The organism is Paucibacter sp. KBW04, assembly GCF_003852425.1.
GTDB lineage: Bacteria > Pseudomonadota > Gammaproteobacteria > Burkholderiales > Burkholderiaceae_C > Paucibacter_A.
In genome coordinates this window covers 319,953-341,753 of sequence record NZ_QAJN01000001.1, presented here as the reverse complement: position 1 = coordinate 341,753, position 21,801 = coordinate 319,953, and the positions used below count along the sequence as shown (strand labels likewise).

The 21,801-nt window shown below is 65.0% G+C and carries 17 protein-coding genes and 1 tRNA gene; 2 read left to right on the top strand and 16 right to left on the bottom strand.

What is annotated here, in order from left to right; all coding sequences use genetic code 11:
* Positions 1 to 19 precede the first annotated feature (19 nt).
* Both DBR47_RS01525 and DBR47_RS01520 read right to left on the bottom strand, forming a co-directional pair.
* Positions 20 to 1,291 (bottom strand): efflux RND transporter periplasmic adaptor subunit, encoded by a 1,272-nt coding sequence (locus tag DBR47_RS01525; RefSeq protein WP_124446223.1) that lies wholly within the window; start codon positions 1,289 to 1,291, stop codon positions 20 to 22.
* Positions 1,292 to 1,520: 229 nt separating this feature from the next.
* Positions 1,521 to 2,345 carry a hypothetical protein gene (locus DBR47_RS01520; protein WP_124446222.1) on the bottom strand — a complete coding sequence of 275 codons (825 nt, stop codon included), beginning with the start codon at positions 2,343 to 2,345 and terminating at the stop codon, positions 1,521 to 1,523.
* Between the two features lie 147 nt (positions 2,346 to 2,492).
* Here DBR47_RS01520 and DBR47_RS01515 point away from each other — a divergent pair, with 147 nt between their 5' ends.
* On the top strand, positions 2,493 to 3,041 hold the full coding sequence (locus tag DBR47_RS01515) for a DUF962 domain-containing protein (RefSeq protein ID WP_124446221.1): 549 nt from the start codon (positions 2,493 to 2,495) through the stop codon (positions 3,039 to 3,041).
* A complete protein-coding gene (locus tag DBR47_RS01510) occupies positions 3,038 to 4,102 on the top strand; it encodes a 2-dehydropantoate 2-reductase (protein ID WP_370454851.1) in 1,065 nt (354 codons plus the stop codon). The genes DBR47_RS01515 and DBR47_RS01510 overlap by 4 nt, the downstream gene beginning before the upstream one ends.
* A gap of 1 nt (position 4,103) precedes the next feature.
* On the opposite strand, the gene DBR47_RS01505 is transcribed toward DBR47_RS01510, so the two are convergent.
* From DBR47_RS01505 to DBR47_RS01435, 14 genes are all read right to left on the bottom strand, one after another.
* Positions 4,104 to 4,676: a nitroreductase family protein gene (locus DBR47_RS01505; RefSeq protein ID WP_124446220.1), complete on the bottom strand. Its 573-nt coding sequence runs from the start codon at positions 4,674 to 4,676 to the stop codon at positions 4,104 to 4,106.
* Positions 4,677 to 4,689: 13 nt separating this feature from the next.
* Positions 4,690 to 5,064 carry a DsrE family protein gene (locus DBR47_RS01500; protein WP_231512073.1) on the bottom strand — a complete coding sequence of 125 codons (375 nt, stop codon included), beginning with the start codon at positions 5,062 to 5,064 and terminating at the stop codon, positions 4,690 to 4,692.
* A complete protein-coding gene (locus DBR47_RS01495) occupies positions 5,061 to 5,498 on the bottom strand; it encodes a glycine cleavage system protein H (protein ID WP_124446219.1) in 438 nt (145 codons plus the stop codon). The genes DBR47_RS01500 and DBR47_RS01495 overlap by 4 nt, the downstream gene beginning before the upstream one ends.
* A gap of 141 nt (positions 5,499 to 5,639) precedes the next feature.
* Positions 5,640 to 5,735: transfer RNA gene (locus DBR47_RS01490), tRNA-Sec, on the bottom strand.
* A gap of 25 nt (positions 5,736 to 5,760) precedes the next feature.
* Positions 5,761 to 7,758: a selenocysteine-specific translation elongation factor gene (gene selB / locus DBR47_RS01485; RefSeq protein ID WP_124446218.1), complete on the bottom strand. Its 1,998-nt coding sequence runs from the start codon at positions 7,756 to 7,758 to the stop codon at positions 5,761 to 5,763.
* Positions 7,755 to 9,176 carry an L-seryl-tRNA(Sec) selenium transferase gene (gene selA, locus DBR47_RS01480; protein ID WP_124446217.1) on the bottom strand — a complete coding sequence of 474 codons (1,422 nt, stop codon included), beginning with the start codon at positions 9,174 to 9,176 and terminating at the stop codon, positions 7,755 to 7,757. The genes selB and selA overlap by 4 nt, the downstream gene beginning before the upstream one ends.
* Positions 9,176 to 10,201, bottom strand: a complete 1,026-nt coding sequence (gene fdhE / locus DBR47_RS01475; RefSeq protein WP_124446216.1) for a formate dehydrogenase accessory protein FdhE — start codon at positions 10,199 to 10,201, stop codon at positions 9,176 to 9,178. The genes selA and fdhE overlap by 1 nt, the downstream gene beginning before the upstream one ends.
* A 74-nt stretch (positions 10,202 to 10,275) precedes the next feature.
* Positions 10,276 to 10,899 carry a formate dehydrogenase subunit gamma gene (locus tag DBR47_RS01470; RefSeq protein ID WP_124446215.1) on the bottom strand — a complete coding sequence of 208 codons (624 nt, stop codon included), beginning with the start codon at positions 10,897 to 10,899 and terminating at the stop codon, positions 10,276 to 10,278.
* Between the two features lie 13 nt (positions 10,900 to 10,912).
* Positions 10,913 to 11,809, bottom strand: coding sequence for a formate dehydrogenase subunit beta (gene fdxH, locus DBR47_RS01465; protein WP_124446214.1), 897 nt, complete (start codon positions 11,807 to 11,809; stop codon positions 10,913 to 10,915).
* A 2-nt stretch (positions 11,810 to 11,811) separates the two neighbouring features.
* Positions 11,812 to 14,883 (bottom strand): formate dehydrogenase-N subunit alpha, encoded by a 3,072-nt coding sequence (gene fdnG / locus DBR47_RS01460; RefSeq protein ID WP_148090408.1) that lies wholly within the window; start codon positions 14,881 to 14,883, stop codon positions 11,812 to 11,814.
* Between the two features lie 296 nt (positions 14,884 to 15,179).
* Positions 15,180 to 16,028 carry a formate dehydrogenase accessory sulfurtransferase FdhD gene (locus tag DBR47_RS01450; protein WP_124446211.1) on the bottom strand — a complete coding sequence of 283 codons (849 nt, stop codon included), beginning with the start codon at positions 16,026 to 16,028 and terminating at the stop codon, positions 15,180 to 15,182.
* Positions 16,029 to 16,055: 27 nt separating this feature from the next.
* Entirely contained in the window at positions 16,056 to 17,150 is a 1,095-nt protein-coding gene (apbC, locus tag DBR47_RS01445) for an iron-sulfur cluster carrier protein ApbC (RefSeq protein ID WP_124446210.1), read from the bottom strand.
* Positions 17,151 to 17,278: 128 nt separating this feature from the next.
* Positions 17,279 to 18,838, bottom strand: a complete 1,560-nt coding sequence (locus tag DBR47_RS01440; RefSeq protein ID WP_197046804.1) for a glycosyltransferase family 39 protein — start codon at positions 18,836 to 18,838, stop codon at positions 17,279 to 17,281.
* A 425-nt stretch (positions 18,839 to 19,263) separates the two neighbouring features.
* Entirely contained in the window at positions 19,264 to 21,714 is a 2,451-nt protein-coding gene (locus tag DBR47_RS01435; protein ID WP_124446208.1) for a serine/threonine protein kinase, read from the bottom strand.
* Positions 21,715 to 21,801: the final 87 nt, after the last annotated feature.

Genomic DNA, 21,801 nt, shown 5'->3' with positions numbered 1-21,801 from the left:
GCTCCGTCCAAATGTTTAGTTAGTTCGTAATCGTCACGCGCTCGGCGCCACGGAAGGCATCTGCCCCCGACACCACCACCTGCTCGCCGGGCTTGAGCCCTTCCAGCACCTCGACCTTGCTCAGGCTTTGTGCGCCCAGGCGAATGGCGCGTTTGACCGCCTGGCCGTCTTGCAGCACATAGGCGCTGTGGCCGCCGCCCTCCTCGATAAAGCTGCCGCGCGCCACGGTCAGCACGCCCTCGCGGCGATCCAGCAGCACCCGCACCGACAAGCGCTGGTTCTGGCGCAGCTGCTCCGGCAGCGCGCCATCAAAGCGCAGACGGGCCGCCACCTCGTTGTTCACCACCTCGGGCGAGATGGAGCTGACCTTGCCGGCCCATTGCTTGCCATTGCCGGTGATCTCACCGGGCATGCCGGCCTGCAGCTCACGCGCAAAACTCTCGGCCACCTGCATCTGCACCTCCAGGGCGGAAAGATCGATGACGGAGAGCAGCTTGCCGTCCTTGGCCACGCTCATGCGCTCGCTCACAAAGAGCTGGCCGACCTGGCCGTCCACCGGCGAGCGCAGCTGCAGCTCATCGAGCTGGCGCTCCAGGTCCTTGACCACCAGCTGCTGGCGCTCAAAGGCCTGGCGCTTGGCCTGCAGCTCAAAGCGGGTGGCATCCAGTTGCAGGCCTTGCAAGGATTGGGCTTGCTTCAAAGCCACCTCGGCACGGGCGAGCGCATCACTCGCCTGGTCCACCTGCGACTTGGCCGTGGCCCCGGCGGCAAAGGCCTGGGCCTGACGGGCCAGATCGTTCTGGGCCGATTTGTAGGCGATGGCGGCCGTGTCCAGCGCGCTTTGCGCCTGGGCCTGGCTTTGCCGCACGGCGGCCTCGGCGCGCAGGGACTCGCTCTGCAGGCCATCGGCGTTGGAGCGCTCCTGGGCCAGCTTGGCCTGCAGGTCGGGGCTGGCCAGGGTCAGCAAGACCTGACCCTTTTTGACCGAATCTCCGGCTTGCACGGCCAGACTCACCGTGCCGGCATTGGCCGCATACAGCGTGGGGCTGACGGCCGCCACCACCTTGCCCTCGCCCGCCACATCGCGGATCAGCGTGCCCTGCTCCACCGTGGCCAGGGTCAGGCGCTCGCGCTTGAAGCTATCCGTCGCGCCGAGTTGCTGGCGCAGCGAGGGCGCGGCCCAGGCCAGCATGGCCAGGGCCGCCAGGGCGGCCGCCCAGCCGGCCCATTTCTTCAGCGGCTTGGCGGCAGGCTGAAGGACTTGGTCTTGTGCGGAAGTGTCTCGAATCATGGCGATGAAGAGTTTGCTGATCACCCGCAAGACCCAAGGTCGAGCGGGGCTGCTCTCTTCATTGCAAACCGCGTGCCAGGCCTGGCCGGCGGCATTTCCCTAGGCCTATCAAGCACTTAACACCGGCGACCGTGGCGGCCAAAGTGTCCGCGGACAGAACGGACATGGGCCGGACAGGAGCCGGACAGGGGCCGGACATTGCCCTGCCCCGCGGCAGACCGGCTCGGGATCAGTCGGATCCTTCGGATGAGGCCCTGGCCAGCAGATCAAAGTCCAGCAGCAGCTCGTCCGCCACCGCCAGCAGGCCGGCGCCGACCGAGAAGGGCTGCAGGCCAAAGTCGCTCTGCCGCAAGACCAGGGCGCCGCGCAAGCGCAGTTGCGCCGCGTCTACTTGCGCATTCACGGCCAGCCACTGGCTGCGGCTTTGTCCATGCAGCTGGATCTCCAGCTCCAGCGCCAGCTTGGGCGCCTCGCCCACCACGCGCAGGGCACGCAAGCGCACCCAGGGAAAGGCCTGGGCTTGCAAGCCTGCCTGGCCCAGCATATTGGCCCGGGTGGCCGCCACCGCCTCGGCCGAGAGCGTGCTGGCCCAGCCCGGGCCCAGACTGGCGCGCAGGGCCGGATCGTCCAGCTGCAGCTCGTCCAGGCGCAAGAAGAAGTCGGCCTGGCTAGGCGCCAGAGCCTGGGCCCCGCCCGGCAAGGCCGCCGCAGGCAGCCAGACAAAGCCCTGCAAGCGCGGCGCACTCAAAACATGGTTATGCCCCAGGCCCGCCACCCGGCCGGCGCGAAACACATGGATGTGCAGGCGTGAGGCCGCCGCGTCCAGGCGATACAAATGACTGCCCGCCTGACTCGCCTTGAGCTGGGCATAACGCGGGCCCAGGGCAGACAGGGCTTGGTCCACCGGCAGCGCAGCGAGGGCGGCCGTCGCCGGGCCGGGGCCAGGGCTGCTGCAAGCCGCCAGGCCTAGCAGCAGAGCCAGCAGCAAGCCCGAGCCCAGGCGCCGGCCCGGTGCTGCGAGGAATCGACGCTGTTTGTGGAAATCTTGCTTCATGAAGGCCTGCTTGCTGACAAAGTGTCTCGATTCTGACAGTGCTGACAGTGCAAAAGGGCCGGCATGGCATAGCATGGAGGCAGCGCTTGCAAAGAGAACAAAGCGCCTGAAGTGAGCGCAAGCAGCGCGCAAGAAAGGGACATCGCTATGGCCACCACCGCATTCCGACCGGCTCTGGACCTGATGGCTCAATACGCCAGCTACCACCGCGACCAGCGCAATATCGCCACCCATTTCGTCGGCATTCCGCTGATCGTCTTCGCCATCGGCGTGCTGCTCTCGCGCCTGAGCTTGGGCCTGCCGGGAGGCTTGACCTTTACCCCGGCCGCCCTGCTGTGGATCGCCAGCACGCTGTGGTATTTGACCCGTGGCAACTGGGTGCTGGGCCTGAGCACCAGCTTGGTCAACGGCCTGCTCTTCGCCCTGGCCGAACCCCTGGCCGCCGGCAGCCAGGGCGCTTGGTTGGCCTGGGGCCTGGGCTGCTTTGTGCTGGGCTGGATCATCCAGTTCATCGGTCATTACTACGAGGGCAAGAAGCCGGCTTTTGTCGATGATCTGGTCGGCCTGTTGGTGGGCCCCATGTTCATCGTCGGCGAGGCCTTGTTTGCCCTGGGCTGGGGGCGCGAGATGCTGGGCGAGATCGAGCGCCGCGCCGGGCCCACCCATCTGCGCGACCTGGCCAGGCCCATCGCTTGAACGCCGAAGCCAAGTCAGCACCGCACAGCCCCAGACCCAGCGCCCTGATCATGGGCGCCGGCAGCATAGGCTGTTATCTGGGCGGCCTGCTGGCCGCCGCCGGCTGGCAGGTGGACTTTGTCGGGCGGCCACGCGTTTTGCAGGCCTTGCGCGAAAGAGGCCTGGCCCTGAGCGGCCTGGGGCAAGCCAGCCAGCGCTTGGCGGCCGCCGCCCTGGCTGAGCGACTGCACGAACACCCTCCCGCCGGTTTGCGCCCCGATCTCACCCTGCTGTGCGTGAAGAGCGGCGCCACCGCCGAGGCGGCCGCCCTTTTGCAGAGCGCCCTGCCCGCGGGCAGCTTGGTCTTGTCCATGCAAAACGGCGTGGGCAACGCGGCCCTGGCGCAAGCGGCCGCACCCGCGCTGGACTGGCGCGCCGGCATGGTGCCCTTCAATGTGGCCGAGCTTTCGCCTGGGCACTTTCACCGCGGCACGGGCGGTGATTTGCGCGTGCAAGGCCGCGCCGACGAAGCCCTGCTGCAGGCCTTGCAAAAAGCCTGGCAAGCTCAGGGCCTGAACCTGCAACTGGTGCCCACGCCCGCCGCCATGCAGGCGGTGCAATGGGGCAAGCTCTTGCTGAACCTGAACAACCCGGTCAACGCCTTGTCGGGCCAGCCCTTGCGGGCCGAGTTGCTGCATCGCGGCTACCGCCGCTGCTTTGCGGCCCTGCAGGAAGAAGCCCTGGATCTGCTGGCCGCCGCCGGCATCAGCCCCGCGCAGATGACGCCGCTGCCGCCGCGCCGCCTCTTGCAGGTCTTGCGCCTGCCCTCGCCGCTGTTTCGCCTGGTGGCGGCCCGCATGCTCAAGATCGATGCCCAGGCCCGCTCCAGCATGGCCGACGATTTAAGCCTGGGCCGGCTGACCGAGATCGACGCTTTGTGTGGCGAGGTGGTCCGCCTGGCCCAGACGCTGGGCCGCAGTGCGCCCCTCAATAGCCGCATGGTCATGCTGGTGAAAGACTGGCCCGCCCGGCAAGGCCGCGCCTACACGCAGAAAGAGCTGTGGAGCGCGCTACAGCGCTGATTCAAGCCCAGTCTTGCAAGGCCTCGTCCACCCCGCCCTTGCGTGAGGGGCCGCTCGGGCGACGCGCAGGCGTGCCCAGGGCGATCCAGCCCAGCAGGGTCTCGCCAGGAGCGCAAAACGCGGCCTGGATGCCGGCGTCACGCACCTTGGCGCCGGACAGCATCTTGCCGCCATAACCCAGCATATGGGCGGCCGTCAGAAAATTACTCAGGGCGCCACCTACACAAGCCCATTGCTCGTGCGCCGGCACCAAGGGGTGGCCTAGATCGATGCGGGCCAGCACCGCCACCGTCACCGGCGGATGCAGGGCGCGTTGCGCGTCCAGGCTGGCGGCGGCCTCGTCCTTGCCCGCCGCGCGGGCCGCGGCGGCAAACAACGCAGCCATGCGCTCACGCGCCGCGCCCTGCACGATCTTGAAGCGAAAGGGCAGCAACTCGCCGTGATCGGGCGCACGCAAAGCAGCCTGGGCCATCAAGCCCAGCTCCTCTCGGCTGGGGCCAGGGGCTCGCAGATGCTTGGGGCCGACGGAGTAACGACCTAATAGCGCGTGCAGGGCCGGGTGAGAATCGCTCATGTCCAGCAACTTTTCAAAAAACCAGGCCACGCCAGGCCGGATCGGCCACCCGCGCCATGTATTGCACTGCGCCGCCATGGCCCGCGCACTCGGGGATCAGGCCCTCGCGGCTCAGGCCCTGGGCATGCAAGGCATCGGTACAGGCCAGCAAGCGCGCGCCATGCGCAACGGCCTCCTGCATGGCCTGGTAGACCGTCTTGTCCACCAAGTTTGATGCGCGCAGGCCAGCGGCCACGCCCGGTTGCAGCAGCAGCACGGAACGAGCGGTGAAATAAATCTCCACCTCCAAGTCCATGGCGGCCGCCGCAGCGGCATGAAAGAAGGGCGTGACCAAACGTTCGGGCGCGCTCGGGTCGGCGGCCCACAGCATCAGGGCGATGCCTTTCACGCCTGGGGCTGAATTTGATTGAGCCATGCGTAATGCTCCATGGACTGCCGTGCCGCTTCGCCACTCACGAGCGCGGCCTGCTCGCCCTTCCAATCACTGGCCTGCAGATCCAGCAACCAGCCTTGGCCATAGGGGTCTTGCCAAATCAATTCCGGCCGCTCTTCCAGCGCCTCGTTGACCCGCATGACCCTGCCCGACAGCGGCGTCTTCACCGACACGATCGACTTGGCCAACTCCACCACCGCCATCGCCCGCCCCTGCGCCAAGTCCGCTCCAACGGACTTAGGCCGGCACATATAAATCTCCCCCGAAGCCTTCAGCCCCAAGGCCGTGATGCCCAAGCGAAACCCGCCCTCCTGCAGCTGCCGCGCCCAGGTCTGATGCTCGACCAGATAGAACAAGTCGTCGGGGATGAGGATGCCGTGGATCAGCATGATGAGGTTTGGCGTTTGTGCACAAGCCTGGGAGCGCCGTAGCGAGCGGGCTCAGGCGGGTTCGAGGAGCGCAAGCGCACTCCCGTGCGCTGAGCACCGCAGGGCCCGCATGGGGCCGCGCAGTAGGCGAGCACAGGTTTGTGGCGGAGGGGAATGGGAGTCGAACCCACCCAGCGACGCATAGCGCCACCCACCGGGTTTGAAGCCCGGCCGACCCACCAGGATCGTTTCCCCTCCAAAAAATTCCTAAGGCGGCAGGCACTCATGCCAAGCCGCCCTCATTCTCGCCGCCAAACAGCAGGCTATCCGCCCGCAGCTTGTGGCTGTCGCCCACCCGGCGGCTCAGGCCCACGCGGTCGAAATACTCCAGGATCTGAATCGCCCGCTTGCGGCCCAAACCCGTGGCGTCCCGGAACGCGGCGGCCTTCAACTCCTGGCCCTCAGACGCCACCGACTGACGCGCCAGCGCGGCCAGTTGCGACATCACCGGGGCCGCATAGTACAGGTCTTTCACCACCTGATGCAGCAAACCGCTTTGCGCCAGGCGCGCAAGACTGGTTCGCATCAAGGGCTCGGGCATCTGGCAGTCGCGCGCCAGATCGCGCGCCCAAGCACCTTCGAAGCCCGCCTTGTCCAGCCAGGGCGCGATGTTCTGCGCCACCCGCTCATCGGCCGCGTTCAACTGCACCCCATGCTCGGGCAGATGCGCCACCGCCCCGCGCTGCTGAAGCTTTCCCTCGGCCAGCAAGCGCTGCAGCAAGGCCCGCCACAAAGCTTCAGGCAAACGGGGCGCGGCCAGGCGGCGCCAGCGCGCCACATCGGGGCCCAACTCATCGGGCGATCGGGCGTGATAGGCCGCCAGCACGGCCAGGGCATGCTGGGCCAAGCGCTCGGCCGCCGCAGCGCCAAGCAACCAAGGGCCACTGCCCTCGTCTGAGGCGGGCTTGGCGTTCAGCACGGTGGCGGGCAGCTGCAGGGTCAGGTCTTGCCTGGCGGCATTTGAGAGGCCTTGGGCCGTGGCCCAAGTGCCCCAGTTCAAGCCCAAGGCGGCCTGCTGCAGCAGCCCCTGCAATCGTTCATTCGCCAAAGGCAGTTGCAAGGCCGCCAACTCGGCAAAACGCTGCGGCGTGCGTCGATAACGGGCCGGTGGCGCTGGGTCCAAGACCCAGCCCCCGGCGAGCGTGCGGCTGGCGGCGGCGTCGCGCAGCACCACCCGGTCACCTGCCCAGGCGGCCACCGGCTCGCGCAAGACCAGCTGCACCCAGCCCCAGGCGCCGGGCTCAAGACTGTCCGACGCAGCCTCGCCCTGCGACTCCGTGTGAAGCACGGCGACCGAAGCCATCACCGTGGCCGAGCCCAGATGCACATGCACCGGCGTGCCGCTACGCAAGGCCTTGGTCTCGGCGGGCCAAAGCCGCAGGCGCACATCCAAGCGATCGGCACTCAAGGCCAAGTCGGGCAGCGCAAAGACCTGGCCTCGTGCCACCTCTTGCTTGTCCACCCCCACCAAGCCCAGGGCGCAGCGCTGGCCCGCATGCGCCTGCTGCACGTTCTGGTTCTGCGCATGCAGGCTGCGCATCCGCACACGCTTGGGCGCCTGACCGCGAGCGGGCGGCAAAAGAACTAACTCATCACCGACGCTGACTTCACCGGCATGGATGGTGCCGGTGGCCACGGTGCCGACGCCGTCCAGGCTGAAGACCCGGTCCACCGCCAGGCGAAAGCCCTGGCCCTCTTGCCGGGCCGAGCGCGATTGCGCGGCGGCGGCCAGCGCCAGCAAATGGGCACGCAAGGCCTCGATACCCAGGCCAGCGGGAGCGGCCACTTCATAGATGGCGGCGGACTCAAAACCACTGCCCACCAAGAGCGCGGCGATCTCGGCCCGCAAGGCCAGCAGGCGGGCGGCGTCGGCCCGGTCGCATTTGGTGATCACCACCGTCAGCCCGGCGAGGCCCAACAGCGAGAGCACGGCCAGATGCTCGCGCGTCTGCGGCATCACGCCATCGTCGGCCGCCACCAGCAGCAAAGCGTGGTCCATGCCCGTGGCCCCAGCCAGCATGGTGTGAACCAGGCGCTCATGGCCAGGCACATCGATGAACCCGAGCTTGCCGCCCAGGCCATCGGACATGAAGGCATAGCCCAGCTCGATACTGATGCCGCGCTTTTTTTCCTCGGGCAGGCGGTCGGTGTCCACCCCGGTCAGGGCGCGCACCAGGGTGGTCTTGCCATGGTCGATATGGCCGGCAGTTCCTATGATCAAGCCAGGGCCTCCTTCAATGCAGGCAGCTGGGCCAAGAGCTGCGCCTCTTGACGCTCGTCCAGGCAGCGCAGATCCAGCCAGAGCTGATCTTGCTGCACCCGGCCAATCACCGGCAGGGGCAGGCCGCGCAAGGCGCTGGCCAGCGCGTCCAAGGCCGTACCCACGCCCTTTTTGGCTATGCCTGCCGGGGCAATCACCAATCCGGCCGAGGGCAGAGATTCCACTGGCAAGGAGCCCGACCCGATCTGGCCCAGCATCTCGCTCGGATTCACCGTAAAGCGCGGGCTCAGGGCCTGGACCAGCGGCGCTTGCAGGCGCGCGGCCTGGGCTTGAATCTCAGCAAGGGGCCGGGTCAGCATGCGCAAGGTGGGCAGATCGCGCGTCAGGCGCTCGGGCTGCAAATACAGCCGCAAGGTGGCTTCCAAAGCGGCCAGCGGCAGCTTGGACATGCGCAGGGCCCGCTTCATTGGGAACTTGCGTATGCGCTGAATCATCGCCTTGCTGCCGACAATCAGGCCGGCTTGCGGGCCGCCCAAGAGCTTGTCGCCGCTGAAGGTGACGACATCGCAGCCGGCGGCCAACATCTCCTGCGGCAGGGGCTCGCGCGGCAGGCCCCATTGCGCCAGATCGACCAGGGAGCCGCTGCCTAGATCGGTCACCAAAGGCAGGCCCTTGGCATGGGCAATCGGGGCCAAGGTGCCCTCATCCACCGCCGAGGTAAAGCCCTGCACGCGGTAATTGCTGGTGTGCACCTTCATCAGCATGGCGGTGTTGGGACCGATGGCGCGCTCGTAATCGGCCGCATGGGTGCGATTGGTCGTGCCCACTTCCACCAAGCGGGCACCGGCCGCAGCCATCACATCCGGCATGCGGAAGGCGCCGCCAATCTCGACCAACTCACCGCGCGAGACGATGACTTCCTTGCCACCGCCCAGGGCGGCGATGGACAGCAGCACGGCGGCGGCATTGTTGTTGACGACCGTTGCGGCTTCGGCACCAGTGATCTCGCACAGCAAGTCTTCGACCATGCTGTCGCGGTCGCCACGCCCGCCACTGCTCAGATCAAATTCGAGGTTATTCGGCCCGGCCATCATGGCCAACACATGCTGTAAGGCCTCGTCGGCCAGCAGGGCACGGCCCAGATTGGTGTGCAAAACCGTGCCGGTGAGGTTGATCACCGCCCGCATGCGCGGGGCCAGCTTGGCCTCGACTCGCTGACGCAGAGCCTCGCACAAAGCGCCCTCCTCCAGCGCCGCCTTTTGCAAGCTGCCTTGCAGAGCCTGGGCACGCAACTCGTCCAGCAAGGCCCGCGCCTCCTGGGTCAGCAAACTACGCCCATGGGCCTGGCTCAGCGGGGCCAGCAGCGGGTGATTGAGCAGGCGATCCAGCGCGGGCAGGTCTTTGGGCTGGGCCAGCATCAGTGCTGCACCTCGGTCGTTTCTGCCTCCAGATCCGGGTCGCCAAAGAGCAGCATCAGGTTGATGCCGTGCCGGATCAGGCCGCTCTCGGACACCAGCAAGTCCAGGCTCAGCGAAGCCAGATCATCGGCATGGGGCTCGACCTGCTGGTCTTTCTCCATATGCACGATCTTGAGGTAATGGCCGCAGGCTTCGCAGCACTCCACCTGCACGCCAGCGGCATTCGGCGGCAGGCTACCGTCTTCGTTCAGCAGGCTCTGGAAGCTGATGCCCTTGGTGCTTTGGCAATGGGCGCATTTGACCCGCACGTAATGCCATTGCGCGGCGCACAGGCTGCAAGACAGATAGCGAAAGCCCGAGCCTTCGGCGCCGATGCGGGTGATGGAGGCCACGGGCTTGGAGGCACAGCAGGGGCAGATCAAAGGGTCGTCGACGCGACCGAAGGGCGCCACCTGGTTTTTGTCCGTCTTTTGCTCACGCTCAAAACGCGCCTGCAGCTGGGTCAGCAAACGCGCCCAGTGCACTTGCAGGCCTGCGGCGATCAGCGGCGCGGTGGCCAGGTCCAGGCCTGTCATCACGCTGTTCAGCAAGCGGCCGGCTTGCAGTTCTAGAAATTGGTCTTCGGCAGCGGCCAGCTTGAGCACGGCCTCGCGCGCAGGGCCGGCCGCGATGCGGGCGGCCAACAGCTGCATCAACTCGCGCTGCTCTTGCAGCCAAACGGGATCACGCGCCCAGCCGGCGGCCGGCAAGAGAGGCTGGCCGGCCTTGGCGGCGGCTTCGACCTGTGCCTGCTCGGGCAAGCTGAGGTCTCGCTTGCGGCTGAACAACTCGTGCTGAGCCTGGGCCAGCTCGGCGGCAAACAAAAGATAGTCGGCCATGGCGTGGCCAGCGGCCAGCTGGCGCAGGCGCAGGGCACGTTCGGCAAACACACCGGGCTGGGGCAGCAGCAGAAAAGGAATCTGCTCGCCGGCACGCACCGCGATTTCTTCCGGGGACAAAAGCTTGGCCGTGCTGGTTTCAGTCATAAATTTGGTCTGATGCAATCCAAGAAAAAACAAAAGGGCGGACCCGAGCCCGCCCTTTTTAACATGCGGGGAGATCACTTCCCTTTGGTCATTTCCTCATGCCATAGCGCATGGTTTTGCTTGGCCCAGGCCTCGCTGACCGTGCCCCGGGTCATGGCGCGCACGGTGCCCTTGACCCAGATGGCGGCGTAGACATGCATGATCACGCCCAGCACCAGCGCCACGGCCGAGGCCGAGTGCAAGAGCACGGCGATGCGACGCAGGGTGATGGGGAAGCTGTTGGCAAACCAGGGCTGCCAGAACATCACCCCGGTCAAGAGCAGAACAGCCAAACAGACCGACATCAGCCAGAACACGCCTTTTTGGCCGGCGTTGTACTTGCCCACCGGCGGCATCTTGCTCTTGTCGCCTTTAAGCATGTCCAGACTGTGCTTGCGCCATTCCTTGTCTGCCTCGTTGAGCAGGTTCTCGCGCCAGAGCTTGAAGAACAGGCCCAGAAAGGACAGGAACATCGCCACACCCAGGAAGGGATGGAGGATGCGCGCCCACACCCCACCGCCCACCAGCGTACTCAAAAAGAACAAGCTGGGGTGGAAGAAGGCCAGGCCCGACACCGCCGCCAGGACGAAAAGCAGGGCAATCATCCAGTGGTTGATGCGGTCCCTGTCGGAGTAACGCTGTAGATACTTGGTACTCATGGTGTTGACTCCTTCAGGCCTCGGACTTGGCGTCTTTGGCGTCGGCTTCGTCTTCGCCCTTCTCTTCGATCGGCCCCACCTTCATATAGTGGAAGAAGCCAGCCACCACCGCACCCGCCATGGCGGCCACGGCCAGGGGTTTGGCAATGCCTTTCCACAGGGAAACAAAGGGGCTGATCTTGGGGTCGGCCGGCAGACCGTGATAGAGCTCCGGCTTGTCGCCATGCTGGAGCACATACATCACATGGGTGCCGCCCACGCCCGCCGGGTTGTAGACCGAGGCCTGGGCAAAGCCGCGCTCCTTCAGGTCAACAATGCGCTCGGCGCCGTAGTCCAGCATGTCCTCCTTGGCGCCGAATTGAATCGCGCCGGTGGGACAGGCCTTGACACAGGCGGGCTCCAGGCCTACGCCGACACGGTCGGAGCACAGCGAGCACTTATAGGCCTTGCTGTCGGTCTTGGAGATGCGCGGCACATCGAAGGGACAGCCGGTGACGCAGTTGCCGCAGCCCACGCAATGCTCGGAGATGAAGTCCACGATGCCATTGGCGTACTTGACGATGGCGCCGGGGGCCGGGCAGCTTTTCAGGCAGCCCGGGTCCTCGCAGTGCATGCAGCCGTCCTTGCGGATCAGCCACTCCAGCTTGTTGGCCTCGACTTCCACCTCGGAGAAACGCATCACCGTCCAAGACTGGGCGGAGAGGTCACGCGGGTTGTCGTAGGTACCGACGTTGTCGCCCACCTCATCGCGCAGATCATTCCACTGCATGCAGGCGACCTGACAGGCCTTGCAGCCTATGCAGGAAGACACGTCGATGAGTTTGGCGACCTCGATGGTCTTGCGCGCCTGCGGGCTGGGCGTGGTGGTGGCCGAGCGCTTGGCGATGTCTAGGGATTGAAGTGAAGACATGGTCAGGCCTTCTCGATGTTGACGGTGAAGCTCTTGTACTCCGGCGTCTGGGTATTCGCGTCGCCCACGAAAGGCGTCAGCGTGTTGACCAGATAGCCGGGCTTGGCCACCCCCACAAAGCCCCAGTGATTGGGCAGGCCCACGGTGTGCACTTTTTGCCCCGCCACCTCCAGCATCGGGATGCGCTTGGTCACCACTGCCTTGGCCTTGATGAAGCCGCGGTTGCTGCTGACCTTGACCCAGCCGCCGTTTTCGATGCCCTTCAACTTGGCCAGCTCCTCGCCGATCTCGACGAATTGCTGAGGCTGGATCACCGCATTGCTTTCGCAATTCTTGGTCCAGTAGTGGAAGTGCTCGGTCAGGCGGTAGCTGGTCGCCACATAGGGGAACTCTGTGGGCTTGCCAAAAGCTTCCATATCCCCCTTGAAGACCCGGGCGGCGGGGTTGGCCCGCGCCTTGTCGTTCTTGGGATGCATGGGGTTGTTGGGCAGGGGCGACTCAAAGGGCTCGTAATGCTCGGGCAAGGGTCCTTCCGCCATGCCGGTGGGCGCAAACAGGCGCGCCACGCCTTCGGCCGTCATGATGAAGGGGTTGACCCGCTCGGCATCATTGGGGTCGGCGTCGGGCCGGATGTCCGGCACGTCGGAGCCGGCCCAGCGCGTGCCATTCCAGGCCACCAGCTTGCGCTTGGCATTCCAGGGCTTGCCCTGGCTGTCGCAAGAGGCGGCGTTGTAGAGCACACGCCGATTGGCCGGCCAGGCCCAGGACCAATTGAGGGTCTGACCAATACCGTAGGGGTCGGCATTGTCACGCCGCGCCATCTGGTTACCGGCCTGGGTCCAGGCGCCGGCATAGATCCAGCAGCCGCAGGCGGTGGAGCCGTCATCGCGCAGCAAGCCGAATCCCGCCAACTGTTCCCCGGCCTTGGCCAGCAATTTGCTGGGGTCTTTGGGATCGGGCAGATCCGCCAAAGCACGGCCGTTGTACTCCTTGGCCAATTCCTCGGCCGAGGGAGCCTTGGGATTCAGATAGGGCCAGGTCAGGTTGAGCAAGGCATCAGGGAAGGCACCGCCGTCCTTTTTGTAGGCGGCGCGAATGCGGGTGAAGATCTCGGCAATGATCTCCGCATCCCCCATGGCCTCACCGGGCGGATTGGCGCCCTTCCAATGCCATTGCAGCCAGCGGCCGGAGTTGGTCAGCGAGCCTTCTTCCTCCGCAAAACAGGTGCTGGGCAGGCGGAAAACGGTGGTCTGAATCTCTTCGCTCTTGACGTCGTTGTGCTCGCCATGGTTCTTCCAGAACTCGGCGGTTTCGGTATTGAGCGGGTCGATGATGACCAGGTACTTCAGCTTGGACAGGCCGGCAATGATCTTCTTCTTATTGGGGAAGGAGCCCACCGGATTGAAGCCCTGGCAGATATAGCCGTTGAGCTTGCCCTGGTTCATCATCTCAAAGGCCTGCAAGACGTCATAGGTCTTGTCCAGCTTGGGCAGATAGTTGTAGGCCCACTGGTTCTCTTTGGTCGCCGCATTGCCCCACCAGGCTTTTTGCAGGCTGACGAAGAACTTGGGGAAGTTCTGCCAATAACTCATCTGACCCGGCCGCAACGGCATCACGGTGCGCGGCTTGAGATAGGCCTCCAAATCTTGTTCGGCCTCGCGTGGCGCGCCCAAGTAACCCGGCAAGAGGTGGGAGAGCAGACCCAGGTCGGTCAGACCCTGGATATTGGAATGCCCGCGCAAGGCGTTCATGCCACCGCCCGCCAAGCCCATATTGCCCAGCAGCAGCTGCATGATGGCGCCGGTACGAATCATCTGCGAGCCCTGGCTGTGCTGAGTCCATCCCAGGGCATACATGACGGTCATCACCCGGTCCGGCTTGGCCGTCGAGGCAATCATTTCGCAGCATTTCAAGAACTTGTCTTGCGGCGTGCCGGTGATGCTGGACACCATCTCGGGGGTGTAGCGCGCGTAGTGGCGCTTCATCACATTGATCACGCAGCGCGGATGCTCTAGCGTCGGATCGACCTTGGCAAAGCCTTTCTCGTCCTTCTCATAAGCCCAGCTGCTGGCGTCGTATTTGCGCTTGCTCTCGTCATAGCCAGAGAAGATGCCGTCCTCAAAACCATAGCCCTCGCCCACGATGAAGCTGGCGTTGGTGTAGTTCTTGACGTACTCGTGCTGGATCTTGTCTTGCGACAGCAGGTAGTGAATGACGCCGCCCAGGAAGGCGATGTCGGAGCCCGCGCGAATCGGCGCGTAATAGTCCGCCATGGCGGCCGAACGCGTAAATCGCGGGTCCACCACCAAGAGCTTGGCCTTGTTCGTTTTCTTGGCCTCAACCACCCACTTGAAACCCACCGGGTGGGCTTCGGCGGCATTGCCACCCATGATCAACACCAGGTCCGCGTTCTTGATGTCCACCCAATGGTTGGTCATCGCACCGCGCCCAAACGTCGGGGCCAGACTGGCCACCGTCGGGGCGTGTCAAACGCGCGCTTGGTTGTCGAAAACCACCATGCCCATGGAGCGCATGGCCTTGTGAGTGATGTAGCCGGTCTCGTTTGAAGAGGCCGAAGCGCACAGCATGCCGGTGCTGGTCCAGCGGTTGACGGTCTTGCCGTCGGCCGTCTGGGCCAGGAAGTTGGCATCGCGATCCGCCTTCATCATGGCCGTCAATTTGCCCAGGGCCTCATCCCAGGACACTCGCTTCCATTCCTTGGCGCCGGGCTCACGAATCTCGGGCCACTTCAGGCGGTTCTTGCTGTGCACAAAGTCCAGCAGGCCCGCGCCCTTGGGGCAGAGGCTGCCGCGGTTGACCGGATGGTCCGGGTCGCCCTCGATATGCATGATGTCGGCCACGACGTTCTTGGCCTTGTCACCCATGCTGTACATCAGGATGCCGCAACCCACCGAGCAATAAGGGCAGGTGTTGCGGGTCTCGGTGGCCCGAGTGAGCTTGAAGTTACGCGCTTCGGCCAAAGCCGCCGTGGGCGAGAAGCCCAGCGCCACCAGGCTTGAGCCAACCAGCCCAGCCCCGCTCACCCGGAAGAAATGCCTCCGGTTCATGTCCATGTCTTTGGTCTCCTAAGGAATGGATCCCGTTCTTCGATGCTTCTCAGGCGCTCGCCGCTTCAGGCTTGGCAGGGCTCCTGACCCAACAATCTTCAGAACACTAAAAACTCGGGGCCGGCACGCGACACACACGCTTGGATTTCGGCACAAGAAATGATCTTTGTCTATTCAGTGTGACCCGCAGAATTATCTGGGCCTCGCCGGGCGTCGGCGCAAAGTCTTGTGTCGTTTTTGTGCCCCGCGCGTTCAACTTGGTGTCAGCTAAGGAACCGCTTGAGCGCGACCACTGACGCAGATCAAAGCATGGCGTCGAAACGCTCGAAACCGCTGTAGACGATGAAGTGCCGCCCCTTGGCCCGGCCGATCAGGCACAGGCCCAGTTGCTGGGCCAGATCGAAACCCATCTGGGTGATGCCGTTGCGCGAGACGATGATGGGCACGCCCATCCAAGCGGCCTTGAGCACCATCTCGCTGGTCATGCGGCCGGTGGTGTAGAGAACAGGCGCCTGTAAGCGGCCAGGGTGATTCATCCAAAGCCAGCCGGCAATCGTGTCCAGGGCGTTATGCCGCCCCACATCCTCCACCATCACCAGCAGGCGCTCGCCCTCAAACAAAGCGCAGCCGTGTACCGAGCCGGCTTGCTTGTAGACGCTGTCTTGTGCGCGCATTTGCACCAGCTGGGCGTAAAGCGCACTCTTGCTCAAGCGCGCCTGCGTGGGCGCAGGCAGGGCCAGCCCCTCCAGGCCGGCCATCATGTCGCCGAACACGGTGCCTTGGCCGCAGCCGGTGGTGAGCGTGCGCTTGGCGGTCTTTTGCGCCCAGGCTTCCGACAAGCCGGCATGGGTTCGCAGCGCGGCCGCGCCGACTTCCCAGTCGACGGTAATTGACTCGATGGCCTCGGCCGCGTGGATCAGCCCTTGATTGCGCAGATAGCCCAGCACCAGCAGCTCCGGTGCCACGCCCAGCGTCATCAAGGTGATCAGCTCACGCTTGTCGACAAAGACGGTGAGCGGCCGCTCGCAAGGGATGTGCAGGCGCCGGCGCAAGCCCTGCTCGTCCTGCACCTCGATCTCACGCGTCAAACCGACCTGCGCCTGACTCAGGCGAGGCAGACCTGGCTTGTGCGGAGAAGGCTGATGAGGCATCGGGGCAACCGCCCTTGGCGGGCTCGGTCAGCTGTTCTTGGAGATGGCGATGGTCGGGAACTTGGCCGAGTAGTCCTTGGCTTGAGCCGCGATCTTGACCGCCACCTTGCGCGCCAGGCCCTTGTAGAGGCCCGCGATCTCGCCCTCGGGCTCGGCCACCACCGTGGGCCGGCCGGCGTCGGCCTGCTCGCGGATGGACAGCGCCAGGGGCAGGCCGGCCAAGTAGTCCAGCTTGTATTGCTCGGCCATTTTGCGGCCGCCATCGGCGCCGAAGATGTGCTCGGCATGGCCGCAATTCGTGCAGATATGCACCGCCATGTTTTCCACCACACCCAGAATCGGCACACCCACCTTCTCGAACATCTTCAGCCCCTTCTTGGCATCGATCAGGGCGATGTCTTGCGGGGTGGTGACGATGACGGCGCCGGTGACGGGCACGCGCTGCGAGAGTGTGAGCTGGATATCGCCGGTGCCGGGCGGCATGTCGACAACGAGATAGTCCAGCTCCTGCCAGCGGGTCTGGCGCAGCAGCTGCTCCAGGGCCTGGGTGGCCATAGGGCCGCGCCAGATCATGGCCTGATCCTGCTCAACCAAAAAGCCGATGGACATGACCTGCAGGCCGTGCGCCATCAAGGGCTCCATGGTCTGGCCGTCCGTGCTCTCGGGCTTGCCGTCAACGCCCAGCATCAGGGGCAGGCTGGGGCCGTAGATATCGGCGTCCAGAATGCCCACCCGCGCGCCTTCGGCCGCCAGGGCCAGGGCCAGATTGGCGGCCGTGGTGCTCTTGCCCACCCCGCCCTTGCCCGAGGCCACGGCGATGATGTTCTTCACCCCCGGCAGCAATTGCACGCCGCGCTGCACCGCATGGGCGGTGATCTTGCTGTGCAGATGCACCGACACATTGCCCACGCCCTCGACCGCGCGTGCCGCGGCCACCAGCTGACGGCGCAGCTCAGCGTGCTGGCTGGCGGCGGGATAGCCCAGCTCGACCTCGAAGGAGACATCGCCACCATCGATGCGCAGATTCTTCAGCTGCTTGGCGCTGACAAAGTCCTGGGCGGTATTGGGATCGACAACGGTTTGCAGCGCTTGCAGCAGCGCGGCTTCTTGAATGGAGGACATGGCGCTCGAAAGTATTTGTTGGGGCCGACAGCCTGGCGCTTGAAAAAGAAACGCCGCCTCGGCCCATGGGCGCGCAGTCTAGCCCAGCGGCCCAGGCCCGCCGTAGTTTGGGGCTTTTGCTGAACTGCTCAGGGCGGGCAAGCCGCCGGATTGCGGGCCGGCAGATAGGCCCACATCACCTCCAGCTGGGGACCACGGTTAGCGATGCGCGTCCAGTGCAGCTTCACAAAACCGCGCGCCTCGGCCTTGTCGACCAAGGCCTGGACGCCGGGCTGCAAGGGCTCAGCCAGATCGCGCCCATCGACCAGCACCAGCGCACCGCAGTCTTCCAACATATGTGGCTTGATCCAGGGGGATTTCTGTGGGTCGGCGTCCAAATACACCAGGGGCTGAAACTTGGAGCGGACCGACACATTGCCGGCCAGCCAGGTCTCCCCCACCACCACCCGCAAAGGGGTCTTGGCATGTTGCCGCCAGACTTCATCGAGCTGCCGCGCCAGCTTGGCCGCCGGGAAATTGGAGCGCGCACCACGGCCACTCAAATCGGCCAACCAGCCCGCCCCCAGGGCCAGGCCCAGGGCCAGCACCAGCTCGGCCACGATGCCCACCCACAGCACGCTGCGCAGCAGCAGGGCCGAGCTGAGCCCCGGCTTGCTGGGCACCCATAGCAAGGCCAGGACACCGGCCATGACGAAGTAGGTGGCGGCCCAGGCCGAACCCAGACGGACGCCAAACACCCCCAGCACCGTGGTCAAGAGCATGGGGCCCAAGCCCATGAACAAAACAAACCGCCATTCCGAGCTGGCACGCGGGCAGGTGTCCAACTCGGAAGAATGCGTCTGCAATTCCGCCTTGCGCGTGGCCCGTTTGAGCACCAGCAACAAGGCGCCCAGGCCCAGCAACAGGGGCAGGACACGACCCAGCTGCACCACCCAGAAATTGGCCAGGCGGGCCCAATGGCCCAGATTGTCGTGGTCGTTCTTGCCCTGCATGGCCTTGCCGGCATAGCTCAGCCCCGGCGAGCCATCCTGTACAAGCCAACTGATATGGGGCGAGACCAGCAACACACAGACGGCGACGGCCAAGGCCACGCCGACCCAGGCCCGCCAGCTCCACATGCGGCGGTCCTGCACCAGCCACAGGCCGATGACGGCCAACCAGACCAGGGCGCTGTACTTGGACAGCAGGCACAAGGCCGCAGCCGTCCCCACCAGGGCCCAGCGCCACCACAGCACCCGGCCGCCCCCTGCTACTGCCGCGCCTTGCGCACGCACAGCCCCCAAACTCAGCCACAGCAGCAGGCCCACGGGCATCAGCTGCAAGGTGTTGTGGTTGGCCATGATGCCGTGAATACCGTGATAGACCAGCAAGCTGCTGAGCACCACGGATACAAAGGCGCGCGCCGGCGTCGTCACCATCAGGGCGATGCGCCAGATGAAGAACTGCATCAGCACCACGCTGAGCTGGGCGGCAAAAAAGGTCACCCACATCTTGCGACCGAGCAACTCGGTCCAGCCGTGCACCCACCAGGTCGGGAACGGCGGATGCTTGTAATAGCCCCATTCCAGAGACTGCATCCAGACCAGTTGCTCGATATTGTCCCAAGGGGGGGCGCGGTGACTCAGGGTCGCGAGCAGCGTCCACAAGAGTAGATGGAAGGCCAGAAAAGCCAGGGTGAGCCACTGCATCTGAGCAGCATCACCGGTATCCAAGCGCCAAAAACGCAGCAGCGTTACCTTGAAACTCTGTTGGCCCGCGCCGCCTTCGGGCCAGGGCTCGGCCCTTGACCCGGACGCAGTGAGCCCCTTGTTCCCATCCATTGGATTCCCTCAGCGGGTCTCAAGAAGCTTTTGGCCCGGACCCGACTCCGCAAAAACCGCCGCAAACACAAGGCGGAAAGCAAACACAAGCCGCATTGTCCCAGCCAGAGCGGCTGGTCGACACGACGAAAGCGCAATCATAAATTCACAAAGGTTTACAAACCACCACTCGACTGCAGGAAGCTGTGCACCCTAATTGCTACCTTGATCGCTTCTCCTTTGATTTCTCCGCCGGACATCGCATTTCGGCGCCAGCAAACTGAAAGAATCGAGCCAAGCAAAGCCCAGCGGAATCAGCTGGCCTGCTTGAAAGCCATCACCGCCTGATTTCGCAGGGTGCGCAAGAGGGACAGTTCTTTCTCGCCCAGATCAATCTCGCCGGCCAGGGGCTTGTCGGCATAGATCAGGGCAAAGGGCTGGCCCTTCAAAGCCATGGGCAGCAGCAAAAAGCTTTGGGCACTGACCGCGCCCTGGTACCAGGCGGGTAGGCGATCGACGATTTTGGCGGCGCCGGCATCGCTGATCAGGGTGTCGGCCCCGCGCTGGCAAACCGCCTCGAAGAGATTGGCTTGCGTACCCGGCGGCGTGCGCAGGGCGATGCGAAAGGCCGGCACCACACTCTCCACCTCGGCGCCCAGGCCGAAGCGGCCGGTCAGGGTTTCGGTCCGGGGGTCGCGCAGGCAGAAGATCACCCGGCGGAAGCCCAGCGCCCGGTAGATGGACTCCAGAATCATGCGCAAAACCTCATTGAGCTTGAAGTTCTCCACCATCACATTGCTGATGTCCTGAATACCCGCGGCTAGGGTTTCGACCGCCAACTCGCGATTCAGGCGCTGGCTGCTGCCCGGATCGTCGGGCGTGAGCACCTGGGTGGCCTGCAACTGCAGGGCCGCCAAGGAATCATCCGGAGCCGGGGTCAGGGGCGCCAGCAATCGCAAGGCCACCGAGTTTTTGGGCAGGATGATGCCCATGGCCTCGGTCATCTGGGCCAGACGCTGACGGGCCTGGTCGGCGGCCAGATTAAAGGCTTCGGCCGTGACGCCCAGGCTGCGCGCATAGCGCTGAGCCATGGCGTGCACCTTGGCATGGGCCTGGGCCGGCTCGCTGCGCAAAATCACATCGGCCACATCATTGGCCGCATGGGCCAACCAGCGCTGGCGCTCCTCGGGGTGCTGAACCAGGCGATGCGGCGGCTCGCCCTCGGGGCGCTGCATGCTGGCTTGCAAGGTCTCGGGCAAGCCCCATTGCTTGGCCACGCCCAGGCCCAGCTGTTCATAACTCATGCCCAGCACACGTGCCGAGGCCACCCACTCGGGCACCGGCGCAGGCGCGGGCTTGCCGGCCAGGCTGATGCGTTCCACCCGGGTCATGCGACGAATCTGGTCGGCCTCCTCGGGGAAATAAAACTCGGTCAGCGCACGCCCCAGGTTATGGAACATGGCGCAAAGAAAGGCCTCCTCGTTCTCGCGCGGGCTCAGGCACAGCTCGCGGGCCAGCGAAGCAGCCATCAGCGAACGCAAGAATTCCTCGCGCAAAAGCTGGGCGTGCGCCTTGTTCTCCATGCGCTCTAGCAGGATCAAGGACAGCGCCAGATTGCGAATGCCGGCAAAGCCCACCAAGGCCACCGCTCGCGAGATGGTGGTGATGCCTCCGGCGCCGGCCTGACGGTATTGCACCGTGTTAACCAGGCGCAGCAGCTTTTGCGTCAGCGCCACGTCCTTCAAAATTTCATTCGACAGGCTGGAGAGGCTTTCGCTTTCCGACAGCGTCAGGCGCTGGATGCGGCTGACCGCATCCGACATGGCCGGGAAGTCGCTCTTGTGCTGCATGCGACGCAGCAAAAAGTCCAGGGCCGCGCCCTCACCTGTCGCACTGAGGGCCTCGGTCTGGGAGGGATGCAGCCACTCGGCCAGGGCATCATGCATCGCCTTGGCGTTGGGCCAGCGTTGGGCGGGGTCGCGCGCCAGCCCACGTTGGGCGATGGCACGCAACGCATCGTCCACATCGGCGGCCAAGCCGCGCGGCACTTGCAGCTCCTGGTCGATGACGCGCTGCACGGCGCGCCAGGGATCGGGGTCGTAATTGAGGCGCTGGCCGCTGAGCATCTCCACCAGCATGACGGCGGCGGCGAACACATCCATTTGTGCGCTAGGAGGCTGGCCTTTTGCCGCCTCGGGCGAGAGATAACCGGGCGTGCCGACGATACGATCGGGCCGGCTGTTGCTACCTGCGCTGTTGACGCCGTCCAGACGCGCGGCGATGCCAAAGTCCATCACCCGGGCCCGGCCCTTGGCGTCGATCAAGATATTGCTGGGCTTGAGGTCGCGGTGGACCACGCCGGCCGCATGGGCGGCTTGCAAGCCATCCAGCACATCCATGCAGAGTTCGACGGCAGCGCGGGCCGGCAGCCGCTGCTCGCGGCGCAGCCTCTCCACCAAGGTGCCGCCGGGCACGTACTCAAAGACCATGTAGAACTGGCCGTCCTGCGTATCGGCCTCGAATACCGGCACGATGAATGGATGGGTCAGGCGGCTGACGGCGCGCGCCTCATGCAGCCACTCATCCACCCGACTGGGCTCGGCGCCAGGGCGCAAGACCTTGAGGGCGACATCACGGTCCAGGCGCGGATCGTGGGCCAGCCACACCGTCGCCTGCGCGCCCTCACCCAGGCGCTTGAGCAGGCGAAAACGCCCCAGCTGCGGCAATGCTTCCGCGTTCAAGGCAGGACGTTCATCCTCTTGCATAGGACCTTCTTCTCTAAAACAGGCCCCGGGGGGAAACCGCAGGCCGATGGGAGTGCGGCGAGTCTGCGCTCGGCCTGCACCCTCTTG